The sequence below is a fragment of the Arsukibacterium sp. genome, assembly GCF_018402695.1.
GTDB lineage: Bacteria > Pseudomonadota > Gammaproteobacteria > Enterobacterales > Alteromonadaceae > Alishewanella.
This window is the reverse complement of sequence record NZ_JAGYIM010000016.1, coordinates 169,110-186,330: the sequence shown is the minus strand read 5'-3', so window position 1 is coordinate 186,330 and position 17,221 is coordinate 169,110. Positions and strand designations below refer to the sequence as shown.

Genomic DNA, 17,221 nt, shown 5'->3' with positions numbered 1-17,221 from the left:
GTATTGAATTAAACCTTTTTGTATTACGCATTGTTCAGTTACTCCAGATTATTCTGTTTCCCGCCACCGCAGGCCTGGCCTGCGCTGTGGCGCTACGCTGGGTTAAAACGAGTACACGGCGCCGACAAAGTACTGCCTGCCGAAAAACTGTAAGGTGCCGGTTTGCGCTTTATCACCAAAATAACTTTTGGTTGGCTCATCGGTCAGGTTATTTACCTGGAACAATAACTTCAGGTTTTCGTTAAACTCGTAACCAAATTGCATATCCACCACTAGCTCACTATCGAAGTTAGTAATTTGCTCATCGATACCCACCTGGCTTGACACAAAGGGTGAACGGTACCGGGCATTTACCCGCGCTTCCACACCCTCATGCTCCCAGAACAGAGTGCCGTTAAAGACATTTTTCGACAGGCCTTCAAAGGTGGTGGTAATCGCTTCGCCACCCAGAGTGTTAATCAGCTCTACTTCACTTTCGGTATAGGAGTAACTGCCACTAACCCCCAGCCCTGACCAGAAATCAGGTAAAAAATCGAACACATGGGTATAAGCCAGCTCCAGGCCGCGGATATAACCGCCCCGGTCATTATTAACCGCTGTGGAAAATGCGCCGTTAAACGTAGTGCGCGGAATACCATCTTCGTCAACAATGACATCCGGCACCGCAAAACCGGCGCCGGCAAAGTCAAATTCCTGAATAGTAAAGTCGTTGATAAAGTTTTGAATGTCTTTATAGAACAAGGCTGCTACCACAGCACCGCTGCTAAAATAGTACTCGTAAGATAAGTCATACTGGTTAGCCTCAAAGGGCCGCAGGAACGGGCTGTTCGAGCTTGAACCACTGATTTCACCGTCATCACTGATGTTAATAGAGGTATTAGACGCCAGACGGTTAATCGGAGGCCGGGAAATTACTTTGGCCGCTGCAAAACGCAGGTAGGTGTTTTCGGTCAGGTTTAAGTTTAAATTGATGCTGGGCAGGTAGTGGGTGTATTTTTCTCCCAGAATACCCGGAGCATACTGGTTATTGACCAGACCGGCATCATCAGTAATATTCTGGGCACCGCGCAATGGGTCACCGCCTACGTCGGTTAAGTCGGTGGCCGACTGATCGGTAGTAACCCGGCGCACCCCGACATTACCAGTTAATGGTAAATCGAAAATTTCAGTATCCAGATTCGCCATCAGGTAAGCGGCCAGCACATCTTCATACACTTCACCGCTTTGCAGCACTGACCAGCTGGTATCGACGTTGGAGTTTTCATCGCGGTTAATTACCCCAACATTACCCGCCCCCCAGGTTTGCACCGGCTGCGGTACCCCTTCCGGAAACCAGGCCGTCAGTGCCTTGTCCAGATCAATCGCCAGATAGCTGGGGTAATTAGCAAAATCGCCCTGAAAGTCGACCACTTTCGCCATATCGGCGGTTAACCGCAGCGGTGGCTGGGAGTTTAAAAAGCCACCATCACTGCCATATTCAAACACTGAACGGTCATTGCTGTAAGTCCGCTCTGAATAACGTACGCCAACTTCAAAAGAGCGGACAATGGGTAAATCGAGGTCGTAGCTTAAATCCAATTTTACAGCATTGACTTCATCACTGTTTACAAAGGGGTAAATGCCGTACTTGCTGACCATGACCCGGTCGATGTCTGAAAAAGCATCTGCCTGGTTAAAACCAATACTGGGTAAATCCATGCCATTTAGCAGGTATGAAATCGACACATTAGTATCAAGCTGCGGTGCCGCCACAGTGGCATCTTCAGCGACCAGCGCCCACAGCAGGCCGTTTCTGAAATCGCTGCTGGCGGTAGAGTGCGACACGTCGAACACCAGGTTAGTGCGGTCATTAATATCCCAGTCAGCGGCAACGCCAAAGCTCTTAACCTCGTCATAGTCGCGGTTGTCGTCGTTAACAATTTCGACCCGGGTAAAGCTCTGGGTAGTGCGGTTAAAGGTACCACCGATAACTGAACGATTATTCAGTACCGGATTGCCCACTGCGGCGGCATCGCCGCCAAACTTCACCCTGAAACCACGGGCGAAAGATTCTTTGTCGAACTGGGAAATAAAGGCATCGGCTTTTAAGCTAAAGGCGTCATGGGGTTGCCATTCAAGCGAACCCAGGTAGCCATTACGGGTTTCTTCACCGCCTAAATGCTGAATTTCAAAGCCTTCACTGATAAATTCGTTTTGCTCATCACCGGCCACATCTTTCTGGCCGTTATAAGCCAGGCCGATAAACTGGGTAGCAACACTGGGTTGATACAGCCGGGCATAACCTAATGCCAGGCCCAGCGTATTATCGAGAAATTTACCCTGATAAGAAAAACTAAAGCGGTGGCCGGTATCCTGACCGTCTGGCACCTCATCGGCGCGGTCGTTAAACATGCCACGCAGGTTAACGTTAAAACTGTGGTCTTTGTCGTTTTGCAACACGCTGGTGGTTTTCAGTTCCACAGTACCGGCCACCCCGCCTTCAATTAACGAGGCTTTTGGCGATTTATATACCGCAGCCGAGTTAATTAACTCTGACGGGTACTGGTCAAATTCGATATTACGCTTACCGCTGGTTGAAACCTGCTCGCGGCCGTTTAAGGTGGAAAACACAAAACCACCCGACATACCGCGAATATTAATTTCAGCCGCCTGGCCGCCGGTCCGCACCGCAGAAATACCCGGTAAACGGGTTAATGCGTCCGCTATTGAGACATCGGGCAAGGCGCCCAAATCATCGGCGGAAATGGTTTCAGACACCACATCGCCAAAGCGTTTACTGTCGAGTGAGCGAAACAGGCTGCTGGCAAAGCCCCGCACCTGAATGACTTCAACCTGCTGCTCTTCGGCAACCGGCTCCTCAGCCGGTGGCTGTTGCTGGGCAGCCGCCAACGAACTTAGCCCTGCTGTACTGACAGCAAGGCTAAGCAGACTAAGCTTAAACTTATTCATACTTTCGTCCCCGTTTTGTTTTTATTGTTGGTTGCGCTATCCATGCGATTCGGACCAGCCGGTTCGGGCACGAAACAATGCAGCCATAATTGTTGTAAGGTTAGTTATTAACCTATTTGGGGCAACTGGCAATATGAATACGTATTCACAAGCGCTAAAATGGCGCAGTGGTCACTTGCCGGTAACCAAAATGGTGCAAGCGACTGCAGACTTTTCATTGGCGGCAACTCAGGCTATGTTAGCCGGCAAGATACGATGACTATTAGCCCAGTAAAAAGGAAACTGTCAGGTGAAAAAAACAGCTAAAAGCTCGGTCATGGTTTACCGGCTGGAACGTTTGCTGGAGGTGCTGTATTCCAGCGAACCCACTTGCTTTTTCCAGCGCAGCAAAGCGTTTTTTGCCAGTTACCGCCAGCAACAAGCTGAGCTGAAACAGGCTGAGCAGCACTGGCAGCAACTACAGCAGGCGCCCGGCGCCAGCCAGGCCCAATGCCAGCAAGCACGGCACCATTACAGTGAATTACAGTATCAGGACGAACGCGCCAGGCTGACCCGCTGGGCCGATTTACATATGCTGGCCGAGCAACTGTTAAAGTTATCAGAAGGCGAAAGTAACAGCGAAACCCTGGCGTTCAGTGCCCGCTTACTCGGATGCCTGCAAATTATGGTACCAACCGCCAAACGCCAGCGCGAATTAGTCCAGTTTGCCTACAAGCCTTTGTACCGGGCGGTATTAAGCCTGCGGCTATTGGACCATTTACTGGCCCAGCAGTTGCTAGATGAGCCGGCACTGGTCAGCCACTACCAACTGCGCAACCGCCAGGCACCGGATGACTGCCCGTACCGCCAGCATGTACAACTGCCTATTGTTATGGCCGTGCTGCTGCAGGATATCGGTTTACTACACCCGGACGCCCTGGGCATCATTCAGGGTGAACTAGCCCAGTTTGACTCTGGCCGACCGTTAAATCTGGACGAGCGCGAGCGGCTGCTAAAAGTCAGCAGCGCAGCCAGCCTGGCGTTATTACAACAAGGCTTTGGCATAGCGCCTTACAAAGGCAATGATAAAGCCGAGCGCGAACAGTACTTTGCTGCCCAGCAGCAACGGTTGCACTGGCTAAGCCAGCTGTTACAGTTAGACCCAACCGATAAAACCTTATTTGGCAGCCTGTTAAAGGTGCCGCAGGTGTATGCCTCTATTGTCTTGCCGGGCCGGCAGCGTTTTAACTATGCATTGCTGCCAAAAGCGGCATTGTTGATGCGGGAAGTAGTGAAGGGAACGAGACTACAACGGCCTCGCTCGGTTGATCAGCGACTCGGATGCATCCGGCTTATTTCCCGCAGTACATGGTGTGGTATTTACCCTACGGGCCTGATCAGCAACCGCAGGATCGCTACGAGTTTGCCATTGTTAACGGCCTATATCCGCAAAAACCGGAGCAACCAAATTGCCGGGTGGTCAGCCGCCAGCAGCAATACCGCAATACCGGTTTAGACATCAGCCTGCAAACCGATTACAACCTGTACTTTAAAGCCGCGCGAGAACGGCTGGAAGTGCTGCCCGAACATCGCTTAAAAGCCTTGCTTAATGCCTTATATCAGGATGGCGAAGCGCGTTACCTTCGAAAGCTACTACCCCGTTGCTGGCAGCCCGAGCAGTTCTTTAACGACCCGGCCCACCAGAACCTGTGGCAGAACGCCACCTTAAAGCAAAACTAACGTCAGCTAATGTTAGTCACCTTCAAACGACATAATATCCAGCGTAACATCGCAGTTTAGCAACTTAGAAATCGGGCAGGTTAACTTTGCTTCTACTGCGGCTTTCTCAAAGTCTGCGCCATTCATACCCGGCACTCTGGCGTCCAACTTAATTTCAGATTTGGTAATGATAAAGCCGTCGCCGTCTTTGACCAGAGTGATGCTGGCTTTCGAACTTAGGGTGCCTTTGCTGAAGCCCTGTTTGGCCAGGCCAAAGGATAATGCCATCGTGAAACAGGACGCATGGGCTGCAGCAATTTGCTCTTCGGGGTTGGTGCCTTGTTTGTCTTCAAACCGGGTATTAAAACCGTAAGGTTGATCTTTTAATGCGCCTGACTGGGTGGATACATGTCCTTTTCCATCTTTGCCCAGCCCTTCATACGTTGCAGTTGCCCAATTGATAATTGCCATCTGTTGCTCCTTAATTGCTATCGTTTACATGTTTTTGAGGCTGAGAACCTACTACTAGATGTAGCCCTCGATGCTCAGACTCATGCGAATAAGATCTTATTGTTCCTGATACTCTTATTTGGTTGCACAATAAGAAGCAAGCTTTGTTCCAGCTTGGCAAAAGCAGGCCAGCCATGCTACGTAATCGATATGCACTACAACGATTTTATAATGTCTTCACTTTAATCGGTAAAAATTGCCGGTTATTGCTGTTTGTCTGCGCTACCGCAAAGTCAGCGTTTATCATGCCAATGCTTAGCCACACCTCACCAAATAGCTAAATAAATTTAACAAATATTATATATTTACTTGCGAAGTTGAACTATCTTTTGTGAAGGCAATAACGCCCCGCAATTCTTAATATTAAAATGGACTCTGATATGAAAAGAACTTTATGGCTTGTTGCAGTATTATCGTTGGCCACGGTAACTGCTGGTGCTCAGGGTAAAGCCGGGGTATCTGAGTGGCAGCTGATCCCGGTTGCCGCAGAAATGGAGATCATTGATGATCAGGGCAGCACGAAAACAATTAGCCCCAGCTGTGCTTTTGACACAGTAGCAAACCCCATTAGTGGCGAACCGCTGAATAACGCGTTTCACTTCTATTTTAAACAAGGCAAGAGTAAAAACCTGTTAGTCTTCTTTAATGGCGGGGGGGCTTGCTGGAACGATGCAACCTGTGTTGCCTCTTTGGCCCTGGCTGGCGTGCCTGCAGCCCGCCCGGCTTATAACCCGTCAATACTGGCCGAAAATTCGCCAATAGACGCCGGCGGAATTTTTGACGATAACCAGAAAAGTAACCCGTTTAAGGACTGGAGTAAGGTATATATTCCTTATTGCACCGGCGATATTCACATTGGGTCGAGTGATACTGTATATACAGATGTAGACGGCACGATAACCGGCTATCCAGGTGCTCCGGTAACCGTTAAACACCGTGGTTTTGACAATTTCATGGCCGTCCGGGAATGGTTGAAAAACCATCTTGATGGTAAAAAGCAGAAAAAAATTAAGAAGTTATTGGTAACGGGTTCAAGCGCTGGTGGTTATGGTGCAACCTTGCATTTTCCTTATTTACAAGCCGCCTTTCCTGATGCCAACAGCGCGTTATTTGCTGATGCGTCTGAGGCTATCGTTACCCAGGGTTTTATTGATAACGTGTTTGACTACAATAAGGTCTGGAATGTTGAAGCGAGCCTGCCACTGCTGTTTAGTGACGCATTAACTACCTACTCCGCATTAGATTTTAACACTGACATTTTCACCAAATTAAGTGAGGCCTACCCGCAAAGTCGATTCGCTCAGTACACAACGCAATTTGATTGGGTACAAGTGCAATTTTTAAAGATTATGGACCAAAATGATCTGGGTAACAGTAATCCTCTGTCATGGGGAATAAACGAGTCTGACTATGTATACTTCGCCGAATGGAATGCCAGAATGGAAGCAACATTAGCCTTGCTGTCTGAGACAACAACTAATTACCAGTACTATATTGGTAGCGGCGATGTCCACACTGTTCTGACAGACGCCTTTGCCACGGCAGACGTACCACATCCGTTTTATCAGGAGCAAAGTGCGGCAAATGTGAAATTTACAAAATGGTTAGAACGCTTTGTAAAACCAGGTAAATTTAAGGCGCACAGCGTCAAATATTCAGACTAAACAAGTATTCAGACTGGATTTTGCATAGGCCAGCCATTAACAAGAGGTGTATCTACGCTTGCTAATTGCTGGCCAAATCGATTAGCCAGGTTCTGTTGTAAACGCTGCCATCTGCCAGGAGTAAGTATGGGCAGTCAGCGTTTGATATAGACGTTATAGCCCCATGCCGGTAGGGTCAGCGAGGTATCAGCTGAAAATTCAGCGTTGCTGGCAGTAAAATATTCCCGGTAATTACCATGGTGTAAGTGGGCTTTAAAACTAACCTGCTGTGGCTGATCAGAGAAGTTAAATACAGCAAACACCTTGCTGTTTTCATCCTGACGCACAAAACTGAGTACCTGATTAGCCTGACTGTTATGGACCGGGATCATTCGCACCCCCCAGGTTGAGTTCCACAAAGCCGACTGCGATTTCTTCAGCTGAATCAGCTTTCTATACAACTCACCATTGGCATGATCGCGCCAGACAATCGGGTCTTTTTCAAAAAACTCCAGCCGCTTTTCATTGCCGGCTTCCTGGCCGTTATACAACATTGGAATACCTTCACTGACAAACGACAAAACCGTTACTGCAGGCAAAGCATCACCAAACATTTCAAACTCGGTCCCTTCCCAGGCGTTCTGATCATGGTTACTGGTGCCCAGTAAGCGCATGACCTGCTGCGGAAAGTATTTCTCATTCCACGAATAGTAAACATATAACTTATTAACGTCGGCGTGCCCGGTCACCACGGCATGTACTGCCTGATGCCAGGTCCAGCCGTAGGTGGCATCAAAGGCCTCAGCATGAAAATCGCGCCCCTCAAACTCGGCCAGCATAAAAACCGGCTTAATCTGGTCCAACTCGGCTCGCACATTCTCCCAGAAATCCAGTGGCACAAAGCCGGCTACGTCGGCCCGAAAACCATCAAAGCCAACGTCTTCAACCCAGTATTTCATCGCGTCTGTCATATACTGGCGCAGGCCGGGCTGGCTGTAATCCAGCTCGATAATATCGCTCCAGTCCCACCATGGGGTTGGCCGAAAATCGCCTTTCCAGTCGCGGATATACCAGTCGGGGTGTTGCTCGGTCAGCGGGTTGTCCCAGGCCGTGTGGTTGGCTACCCAGTCCAGAATAACGTACATTCCCTGCTGATGGGCAGCGGCAATAAAAGCTTTAATATCCTGCTTGGTACCAAACTCCGGGTTAACACCGTAATAGTCTTTGACAGAATACGGACTGCCCAGGCTGCCTTTACGGTTAACCTCGCCAATGGGCTGAATCGGCATCAGCCACAGAATATCCACCCCCAGTGCTTTTAACCGCGGCAATTGCTGCTGGGCGGCGGCAAAGGTGCCTTCAGCGGTAAATTGGCGGGTATTTATCTGATAAATAACCGCATCTTTGCTCCACTCTGGGTGGCTGAGTTTAACGTAAGGTTCTGGTTGGTAGCGCTCATTCGTGCTGGCAGTCATGGCAGCCCCCGTGTTGTCAGCAAGTGGCGTGTCGGTCTCAGTACTACCGGACAGGGTACTGCCAGCACAGCCACTTAACAATATAGCGGCAAGCCACCCGAACCCAGCTTTGCATAGTGAGGTAGTCATAGCTTCATCCTTCTGTGGTTAGCTGCGGTTTATCATGGTTTGAATATAGGTATCATGATCCGGCAGCTTACTTAACGGTTCCTGCTTAATATCCCGAATATTAGCCAGCATATCGCGCAGCTTTTCCGGACTGAAATTATTAGCAATCGGGTGATAATCTTTGGGTTCAATACCCTGGCCTAACATCACCTGCAGCCATGAGCTTTCCAGAAATAAATCGTTCTGGTCGCGAAACAGTTGGCCGTTATCGGCAAAAATGGCCATTTTCTGGCGTAAACTGTCCGGAATTGCAAGCTGTTGCATATCGCGCCAGAACTGACTGTCGCTGCGTTCATTAACGTGATAATGCAAAATAAGGAAGTCACGGATTTGCTCAAATTCCAGCTGTGACTGTTTGTTGTATTCGTTAATCGCGCTCTGGCATATGCCATTGTGCGGAAACAGTTGGATCAGCCGCACCACCGCTGACTGAATAAGATGAATACTGGTCGATTCCAGCGGCTCTAAGAAGCCGCTACTCAGGCCCACCGCCACCACATTACGCTGCCATTGCTGGCGCCGACGGCCGGTTTTAAAGCGCAGAAATTTTGGCTCAGCCAGCGCTTTTCGCTCTAAATTAGCCAGCAGTAAGTCGGCTGCCTGTTCGTCGGTATAATGGGCACTGCTGTACACCAGGCCATTACCATTGCGATGCTGCAGTGGAATACGCCATTGCCAGCCGGCGCTGTGGGCAATTGAGCGGGTATAAGGTACGGTTTTGTCAAAGCGCTCAGAAGGCACGGCGACAGCACGGTCGCACGGTAAAAAGTGGCTCCAGTCGTCATAACCGGCATTTAACTTGTCCTGAATAAGTAAACCGCGAAAGCCAGAGCAGTCGATAAATAAATCACCACTAAGCTCACGGCCGTCATCCAGCACCAGACATTTTATATCGCCATTGGGGTGCTGAAATACCTGCTGCACTTTGCCCTCATGGCGCACCACCCCCATCTGTTCACTCAGTTTTCGTAAATAACGGGCATATAGTCCGGCATCAAAATGGTAGGCGTAGGGCAGTTCCAGAATGCTGTCTTTGGCGTTGATTGGCGCAAATTTACCGGCCATGGCGCACAGGTAATTTAAATCATATTGCCATAAATCGGTTTTATCACCCTGCTGCCGGGCCCGCAGCCATAAATGATGAAAGTGACAAAACGCCAGGCTTTTACCCGGTGCGCCGAAGGTATGAAAGTAGCCTTCGCCCGGCACCCGCCAGTTATCAAACTTAATTGCCAGTTTAATGGTCGCTTTGGTTTCACGTAAAAACTCGGCTTCGTTAATGCCCATTACATTATTAAACAGGCGAATGGGCGGAATGGTGGCTTCGCCAACGCCAACCGTGCCGATATCTTCCGATTCCACCAGTTCGATATCCACGGCGCTGGCCAATACTTTCTTCAGCAAAGCTGCCGCCATCCAGCCGGCGGTGCCGCCACCCAATACCACGACTTTTTTAACTGTTTTGTTCATATTAAGTACTCAAAAAAAAACCCGACCCTTATACCAGGCCGGGCTTTTACCAGGGAGAACCTGCTCTGCCTGTGGCCAGCTCGCCATAACTATAGCAGGCTGGCCTGACAGAATTATCAGAACTTACTTCTTAAAACTTATAGTTCAGACCTAACATATAGTTAGTACCAAAGCTCTGGTACTCCGTAACCTGACGGACATCTGCACCGTTGGTTTTTAAGGTCGGTTCATCAGTGATATTCTGCACCTGGAAAGTTAGCCGCAGGCCGTCCAGTGCATCAATATTTGATTCACTGAAGTCATAACCAATCTGAGCATCCCACAGTTCAGCACCGCGGTCTTCTACTGTGGCCAGTGACAAACTTAAGCCACGGGTTTCACTTAAGAACTCATCACGCTTGGTACCTGAAATCCGGAACTCAAAGCCTTTATATTCGTAATAGGCAGTTAAGGTGTAAATTTCTTCTGATAAACCCGGTACCCGGCCACCGTCATCCAGTTTGCCGTCCATAAAGGTAGCGCTGGCTACTATACCAAAGCCATCTAAGGCTTCGTGGACAATTTCAAACGGCACACTGGCCTGGAATTCGTAACCACGGACAAAGCCCTGTAAACCATCAGTAACCTGGGAAATGCCGCCGACAAATAACGCTGGCGGCTGGTTGCCCGTAGCATCAGATGACTGGTGGAAACCCGGAATATAGACATCAGAGAAATCAGCTATGACTGTCTCATTGCGGTGCCAGTTTTTCAGATCTTTAAAGAAGAAGCTGGCGGCAAAGAAACCATTATCGTGGTAGTAATTCTCATATGATAAATCAAACTGGTTAGCTTCCAGTGGTTTTAACTGAGTATTACCGGCGTTACCACCCCATGGGCTGTTTTCCGGATCATTACTCAGAATATTTGAGTCGTTAAACTGGAAGGTTACCTGGGCATTGGGCCGCATATCATCCATCCGTGGCCGGCTAATTACTTTAGACAGTGCGGTACGGACATACTGGCGATCTGCCACTTCAACACTTAAGTTTAAGGTTGGCAAAATATCGGTGTAATCATCACTATCACTTACCGGCGTGGCTATCGTAAAGCCCTGGGCATTACTGGTAGTACTGAAACCTTCGCCACTTTGCTTAGCGTTAACCACTTGTACGCCAAAATTACCTTGCACCATCATGCCGGCAATTTCGGTGTTCATGTCAAACTTAGCAAATAACGTAGTCAGTTCTTCGTCAATTTTGTAGGTGTCACCAAAACGACCGTTTTCCAGCAGTGCGGCATCGGTTTCAATATAGTAACCGCTGTTATACAGGCCTAAGCTGTCGTAAGCGGTGACGCCTTCAATCCCAATAAAGCTTAAATCGGCCACACCCAATGGGTTAGGAATAGCGACATCGCCCGGCCAGCTTGGCGCGGTTAAGAAGGCACCATTGTTAATTTTGGTTTTTGAACGTTCCTGATAGACCACACCGGTTTCAACCGCGGTGATAATACCCCAGTCGACATAGCCGTTGGCTTGCAGGCGGATGCTGTCTAAGGTTTCTTCAAAAATGGGTTGGTTTACAAAACCATCCTGCGCGGTGTCTGGTCCAAATCCAGGTTGTCCCTGGAAACGCTCGATTGGGTTCAACGCGCCGCCCCAGGCTTGTGGGCCGGCTAAACGCATCAGGCTGGCATCAGTATAATCTACAGAAGGCAGGGTTGGGTGATCACTGTACATCACACCGGTAGGCGTCAATTCCCATGAGCGGGCAGCCAGTGGCCGGCCGTCGATACCAGCGCGGCCAACACCTGAGTAGCTTTCTACGTCGGTAATGGTTTTGTCAACTTTGCCGCTGGAGATATCCAGCTGCGCGGTCCAGTCGTCACTTAATTCATATTCCAGGTTTAAGCCAAAGGTCAGTAAGTCGGCTTCCTGGCGCCGCGCATCGTTACGCACGACTGAGTGAAAACCGTCGTAGTAACCCGACGTCACCAGGCCATTTTCGACACCGGTAATGGTGTAGTCGCCGGTACCCCATTCAGCACCACCTTCTTCCAGACCACGACGCACATCGTTTTCAATAAAGTCGATGTACAGGGCATCAAACTTTAAGGTCAGCTTGTCGGTTGGCATATATTCAACAATGGCAGCGAACGAGTCACGCTCCAGCATCGCTGAACGGGTAAAAGAATCGTGACCACCTGACACCACGGTACCTTCCGGTACATCTACCGTGTCGGTAGCGCGGCGCGGATTAACGAAACTGCCATCATCATTGCGGGCCAGGTTAACATTAGCAAAACCCCAGCCGCGGAATTGCTGCTCCTGGCGCGGGGTTTCCATTGACGACACCACCAAAGCTACACCCAGGGTGTCATCGACAAATTTATCTACAAAGTTTACTGAGAAACGGTGACCGTTGTTGTCAAAGTCCGGGTTGCCGGATGAGGTGCCATTTTGTTCAAAGTTTGCGTTGAAGGTCAGGGTTGGTTCGGCGGTTAATGGCCGGATGGTTTGTAAATCGATAGTACCACCAATACCCTGCGCCATGACCGTGGCATCCGGAGTTTTGTAAACCACAGCGGTTGAGACAATTTCAGACGGGTACAAATCGTATTCCACGCCACGGTTATCACCCATACCTAACAGCTCGCGGCCGTTTAATGAGGTACCAACGTAGTTTTCGTTAAAGCCCCGCACCGACAAGCCGCTGGTACGGCCATTGCGGCGCTCGCCGGCCAGGCCAGGTAAGCGGGCCAGCGACTCTGCAATACTGGTGTCTGGCAGCTTACCAATGTCTTCTGCTGACAGCACTTCCACCACCGAGCTTTCGCTCATTTTTATTGCCTGTGCTTTTTGCAGGCTACCGCGGTAACCCGTGACAGCAATAACTTCGATGTTATCTTCTTTTGCCTGCTCGCTGGCGTCAGTCGTTTGCTGCGCGACAGCGGCAGAGCTGGCGCCGGCTGCAATCAGCGCGACAGTCAGCATATTCAGTTTAAAGTTTTTCATTACCCTTATCCCCGGTGAGGTTGTTATTGTTCAGCAGTAAAGCATTCCCGGCTTATCGCAAGCGGTGAAAACTTACTAACCAACTTTTACTATGGTCATTTATTAAACTTATTCGGGCGTAAGCTCAACATGAATACGTATTCATAAGCGGCTTATTGCACAAAGCCGGGGCAAAGCGGTTAATCTGCGCACGATTACGGTGCACGCCTTAGCCATCAAGCCACCGCTAGCCAAAGCATGCTGCTGCTTTGTTACCTGTTAGGCCGTAAAACCAGGGTACCAACAGACTTTTCGGGTCAGGTATTTCCGGCTATTTTCGCTGCATACGTATGCAGCATGTTTAACTATAGACCAACGTTGTTTTATGCTTGCACCAATTAATGGCAGTGATGGGCAGAGCCGGGATTTTGCTTTGCTGCCACTTTGGAGCAAAGCACAATGACTATCGCAAGCCATGGTTTTAGGCGTTATCGTCCAACAAATGATGATGGTAACATCAGGCGTAACAGCCAGTTAGCGCTGTTACGCCAATATATTTGCCGGCAATTGCCACAGTTACCGAGGTTAAATGATACGGCTAAAGCGCTGAATGTCAGCAGTCGTTCGTTGCAGCGTTTTTTACAAGGCCACAACACCAGCTTCCGGCAGTTGGTTAATGAATGTCGTCATCAGTTAGCCCGGCAATATTTGCAGGAAAATACCTATAATATTCAACAAATTGCCACCCAGCTCGGTTTTGAAGAACAAAGTAGTTTTCAAAAAGCATTTAAAAGCTGGCAAGGCTGCCCGCCCGGCGTATATCGTCAGCGTAGCAGCACCACAATCAGCCGTTCTTATCCAGGGCAACCCCTGGCCAGCCGACAGGTGATGTATGGAACCAATTAAGCAACTCGCAGCGTTAGCAGGCCTGCAGGATAGCTATGTGCACGCACAAGGGCATGTCGAACACATTGCGCTGGCCGACCAACAGGCTATTCTGGCGGCGATGGGCTACGATTTAAGCAATGATGACGTCATCGCCAGCCAGATAAGCCAGCTACAACAGCAACCCTGGACTGAAATAATTGCACCGGTGCAGGTGCTGACAGAAACGCAACCCCTGCAGGTCCGGTTACAGCAGCCCGCTGCTGCAGCGCATAGCCACTGGCACTGGCAGCTGCTTACCGAACAGCAACAGCGCTACTCAGGGCAGCTGCAGATTGCTACCAGCGATATTGTCGACCGCCAGCAGCTGGCCGGTACCGAGTATCTGGCGGTGAACCTTAGCATCAACGTTGAGCTTGGCCCCGGTTATCATCAACTGACATTAACACCTGCCAGTAGCGCCCCGGGCACTGTCGCGCCAGAAGCCAGCGCTGGTTATCAGCAACAGCTTATTGTTACACCAAACCGCTGCTTTCAGCTGCAGGATCGGGCGGTGTTACATAAAACTATGGGGCCGGCAATTCAGCTGTATGCGCTGCGCTCCAGCCGGAACTGGGGCATTGGCGATTTTGTCGATTTAAAAAATATGGTGGCGCCGTTAGCCGCGCTGGGTAACGATTTTATTGGCTTAAACCCGTTGCATGCGCTTTATCCGGGCCTGCCACAAGATTGCAGCCCATACAGCCCGAACAGCCGGCTCTGGTTAAATACCCTGTACGTAGCACTGGAGCATAGCCCGGAGTTCAGCGAATGTGCCGCAGCTCAGCAGTTACTGCAAAACCAACAATTTCAGGCCCGCATCCAACGCTGCCGGGTGGCTGCCGACGTTGATTACCATGCAGTCAGTAGCCTGAAAGCAGAAATGGCGACCGTGTTATATCATCATTTCAAACAACAACATCTGGCGATCAACAGCCAGCGTGCCCGGGATTTCAATCAATTTGTAGAGCAAAGTGACCCCAGCCTGCTAAATCTGGCCCGCTATCAGGTGCTGCAAGCCGTGTTATTCCAACGCGATATGCAAATGGCTTGCTGGCAGAATTTCCCGGCTGAATATCAGCAGCCCGACAGCCCGGCACTGCAGCAATTTGCAAAAGAGCACAGCGATGCCATTAACCAGCAATTGTATCTGCAATGGCTGGCGCAGCAGCAACTGGCAGAGGTAAAGCAGCAGTGTCAGCAACAGGGCATGGCCATTGGCCTGTATTGTGATGTGGCAGTAGGAGCCAACAGCAACAGTGCAGAGAGCTGGGGCGCGCCGGAAGATTTTCTGATGCAGTTAAGCGTCGGTGCGCCACCAGACATTATGGCGCCGAAAGGCCAGAACTGGGGCCTGCTGGCGTACAACCCACACACCTTGCGCCAGAAAGCCTATCAGCCTTTTATTCAGCTTATTCGTGCCAATATGCGCTATGCCGGCGCCCTGCGGCTAGATCATGTTATGGCCTTATTACGGTTGTGGTGTTGCCCGCCAGGTGCAGATGCCACGGCCGGTGGTTATATCAGCATGCCAGCCGAAGATTTATTTGCCATTATGGCTCTGGAAAGCCAGCGCAATCATTGTGTGGTAATTGGAGAAGATTTAGGCACAGTGCCGGTTGAAATTAGCCGGTTAATGGCAAAATATCAGGTACTGTCTTACCGGGTATTTATGCTGGAACAAAAAACCGGCAGCTACCAGCACCGTGACCAAACTTACCCGGCACTGGCACTGGCCACCGTGACCACCCACGATATGCCGACCCTGGTCGGCTACTGGCACGAGCATGATTTAGCACTGCGCCACCAGCTGGATTTATTCCCCAGTGCCCAGATTGCGGCCAACCTGGAGCAATTGCGTAAAGATGAGAAGCAGTTGTTGTGTCACGAGTTACAGCTGGAACAGGGCAATGTGCAACAGTTAGTCCATAACAGCCATTTGTATCTGGCCGCCACCCCGGCCCGCTTAATGGCGTACCAACTGGAAGATTTACTGCTGGTCGCTACCCCGGTCAATATTCCCGGTACCAGCACCGAGTACCCAAACTGGCGGCGCAAGTTACCGGTCGACTTTGAGCAGGCATTGCAGCAAACTGACGTGCGAGAGCTGATTACTGCTATGGCTGAACAGCGCCGGAAAAGCTGAAAAGAAAGGACATGAAAAAAAGGACAGGCACTATTAAGAAAAAAAGGACAGGCACTATTAACACGCATGCTACTGTGCCTGTCCTGTTCTGATCTCTTTTCTGATCGTATTGTGCCTGTCCCTTCCCAAGCCGCGCTATTTAAAAAACTTAATACTTAACGGGTATTCCCATACTTCGTTCTGGTTAGCTTTAACCGCGCCAATTATGATGAAAATGACGTTGGTAATAATCAGGGCGAAAATAAGGAAAAAGCCGATAATAGCGAACATCAGAATAAAGCTGATGACTAAATAAATGATCAGACTCAGGATCCAGTTAACGATATTTTTACCGTGAGCATCTACTTCCGGAAACTGTTCTTTGTTCGTAACCCACATCACTATTGGCAAAATTATGCCTGCCCCGGGAATAATAAATCCGGCAAACTGGGCTAAATGCATCAGCAAACAAAAGGCTTTTAAGTCTACGCCCCAGGGTCTGTTTAGTTGTTGATTATCCATATTTTACATCGTCCTATTCGTGTTTGTATCCTTACAAATTAACAGCCAGCTTCCAGTGCACAACTGCTATAAATTACATGTCAGTACAATACTACGCAAATTGCCCATAACCCCCAAATCAACGGTGACAACATAGCAAATGTTAGTTCAGCATTTTTCCGGGCAAATCTGCTTTATCGTTTGCCATAAGTTGGGCCTGCGCGATTTTCTTCTGCGACTCGTCCTGAGTTATTATTGCTTCTGCAGCAAGCCATTTGAACTTGTTAATCTCATTTTCCAAGCTATTTTCAGGGTTCACATCACCATACAGGTTGAGTAGCTGTGACTTTTTTCTGGAATTAATCTCGCTGATTATCTGGTCATGCTGCTTGTCCTGGATAACGAATACATTTCCACTCTCTGTACGGAAAACTGTGTATTTTACCTTCGAGAAATAGGCCCAGCTAACACAGACCGCACCAAGGAGTATCCAGAAACCTTTACCAGAAAGCGATGCGTTGGAATATAGCGCATAACCAAGTTGAAAAATGCCCAGTGCAATCCAAAGATACCCGACGTTTCTGAGCCATTCATTCTGCTCAATTTGAATAGAAGACTTTTTAGGAAAATCAGCGTAACTGAAATCTGTATCACCTGAACCTGATTTATCTTCATAGGCAAAGTTAAAATGCTCATCCTGAAAGGTAAATGTATGCTTATTAGAATTTTTCTTTTGCATGAATTCCATTTTCTACTCTCTGTAATATGACAACATCATTAGTCA

The 17,221-nt window shown here is 49.3% G+C and carries 12 protein-coding genes; 5 read left to right on the top strand and 7 right to left on the bottom strand.

Going from position 1 to position 17,221, the window contains the following annotated elements; genetic code table 11:
• Positions 1-102: 102 nt before the first annotated feature.
• Positions 103-2,949, bottom strand: a complete 2,847-nt coding sequence (locus KG631_RS08425) for a TonB-dependent receptor (RefSeq protein ID WP_213998062.1) — start codon at positions 2,947-2,949, stop codon at positions 103-105.
• A gap of 289 nt (positions 2,950-3,238) precedes the next feature.
• Between KG631_RS08425 and KG631_RS08420 the strand changes: the two genes are divergently transcribed.
• Positions 3,239-4,444, top strand: a complete 1,206-nt coding sequence (locus KG631_RS08420) for a hypothetical protein (RefSeq protein ID WP_213998055.1) — start codon at positions 3,239-3,241, stop codon at positions 4,442-4,444.
• On the top strand, positions 4,405-4,668 hold the full coding sequence (locus KG631_RS08415) for a hypothetical protein (protein ID WP_213998048.1): 264 nt from the start codon (positions 4,405-4,407) through the stop codon (positions 4,666-4,668). The genes KG631_RS08420 and KG631_RS08415 overlap by 40 nt, the downstream gene beginning before the upstream one ends.
• A gap of 12 nt (positions 4,669-4,680) precedes the next feature.
• Here KG631_RS08415 and KG631_RS08410 read toward each other — a convergent pair whose 3' ends face one another.
• A complete protein-coding gene (locus tag KG631_RS08410) occupies positions 4,681-5,118 on the bottom strand; it encodes an OsmC family protein (protein WP_213998040.1) in 438 nt (145 codons plus the stop codon).
• 419 nt (positions 5,119-5,537) lie between these two features.
• Between KG631_RS08410 and KG631_RS08405 the strand changes: the two genes are divergently transcribed.
• A complete protein-coding gene (locus tag KG631_RS08405) occupies positions 5,538-6,821 on the top strand; it encodes a pectin acetylesterase-family hydrolase (RefSeq protein WP_301003693.1) in 1,284 nt (427 codons plus the stop codon).
• A 134-nt stretch (positions 6,822-6,955) separates the two neighbouring features.
• Here KG631_RS08405 and KG631_RS08400 read toward each other — a convergent pair whose 3' ends face one another.
• The 3 genes from KG631_RS08400 to KG631_RS08390 all read right to left on the bottom strand — a co-directional run bounded on the left by KG631_RS08400 (position 6,956) and on the right by KG631_RS08390 (position 12,908).
• Positions 6,956-8,404, bottom strand: a complete 1,449-nt coding sequence (locus tag KG631_RS08400) for an alpha-amylase family glycosyl hydrolase (protein WP_301003692.1) — start codon at positions 8,402-8,404, stop codon at positions 6,956-6,958.
• A gap of 18 nt (positions 8,405-8,422) precedes the next feature.
• The gene (locus tag KG631_RS08395) at positions 8,423-9,913 is read right to left on the bottom strand and encodes a tryptophan halogenase family protein (RefSeq protein WP_213998015.1); all 1,491 of its coding nucleotides are present in this window, start codon (positions 9,911-9,913) and stop codon (positions 8,423-8,425) included.
• A gap of 130 nt (positions 9,914-10,043) precedes the next feature.
• Complete coding sequence (locus KG631_RS08390) at positions 10,044-12,908, bottom strand: TonB-dependent receptor (protein WP_213997999.1); 2,865 nt, start codon at positions 12,906-12,908, stop codon at positions 10,044-10,046.
• Between the two features lie 438 nt (positions 12,909-13,346).
• Here KG631_RS08390 and KG631_RS08385 point away from each other — a divergent pair, with 438 nt between their 5' ends.
• A complete protein-coding gene (locus KG631_RS08385; RefSeq protein ID WP_213997944.1) occupies positions 13,347-13,793 on the top strand; it encodes an AraC family transcriptional regulator in 447 nt (148 codons plus the stop codon).
• On the top strand, positions 13,780-15,957 hold the full coding sequence (gene malQ, locus KG631_RS08380; RefSeq protein ID WP_213997938.1) for a 4-alpha-glucanotransferase: 2,178 nt from the start codon (positions 13,780-13,782) through the stop codon (positions 15,955-15,957). Before KG631_RS08385 ends, malQ begins: the two co-directional genes overlap by 14 nt.
• Positions 15,958-16,092: 135 nt before the next feature.
• Here the strand turns inward: malQ and KG631_RS08375 are convergent, their stop codons facing one another.
• Positions 16,093-16,458 (bottom strand): DUF4870 domain-containing protein, encoded by a 366-nt coding sequence (locus KG631_RS08375; RefSeq protein ID WP_213997931.1) that lies wholly within the window; start codon positions 16,456-16,458, stop codon positions 16,093-16,095.
• A gap of 142 nt (positions 16,459-16,600) precedes the next feature.
• Complete coding sequence (locus tag KG631_RS08370) at positions 16,601-17,185, bottom strand: hypothetical protein (RefSeq protein ID WP_213997923.1); 585 nt, start codon at positions 17,183-17,185, stop codon at positions 16,601-16,603.
• Positions 17,186-17,221 lie beyond the last annotated feature (36 nt).

Bases quoted from the DNA above. Each gene is read 5' to 3' on its own strand.
- KG631_RS08390 (WP_213997999.1), bottom strand. From the start codon at position 12,908: ATGAAAAACTTTAAACTGAATATGCTGACTGTCGCGCTGATTGCAGCC.
- KG631_RS08400 (WP_301003692.1), bottom strand. From the start codon at position 8,404: ATGACTACCTCACTATGCAAAGCTGGGTTCGGGTGGCTTGCCGCTATA.
- KG631_RS08410 (WP_213998040.1), bottom strand. From the start codon at position 5,118: ATGGCAATTATCAATTGGGCAACTGCAACGTATGAAGGGCTGGGCAAA.
- KG631_RS08395 (WP_213998015.1), bottom strand. From the start codon at position 9,913: ATGAACAAAACAGTTAAAAAAGTCGTGGTATTGGGTGGCGGCACCGCC.
- KG631_RS08375 (WP_213997931.1), bottom strand. From the start codon at position 16,458: ATGGATAATCAACAACTAAACAGACCCTGGGGCGTAGACTTAAAAGCC.
- KG631_RS08385 (WP_213997944.1), top strand. From the start codon at position 13,347: ATGACTATCGCAAGCCATGGTTTTAGGCGTTATCGTCCAACAAATGAT.
- KG631_RS08425 (WP_213998062.1), bottom strand. From the start codon at position 2,949: ATGAATAAGTTTAAGCTTAGTCTGCTTAGCCTTGCTGTCAGTACAGCA.
- KG631_RS08370 (WP_213997923.1), bottom strand. From the start codon at position 17,185: ATGGAATTCATGCAAAAGAAAAATTCTAATAAGCATACATTTACCTTT.
- KG631_RS08405 (WP_301003693.1), top strand. From the start codon at position 5,538: ATGAAAAGAACTTTATGGCTTGTTGCAGTATTATCGTTGGCCACGGTA.
- malQ (WP_213997938.1), top strand. From the start codon at position 13,780: ATGGAACCAATTAAGCAACTCGCAGCGTTAGCAGGCCTGCAGGATAGC.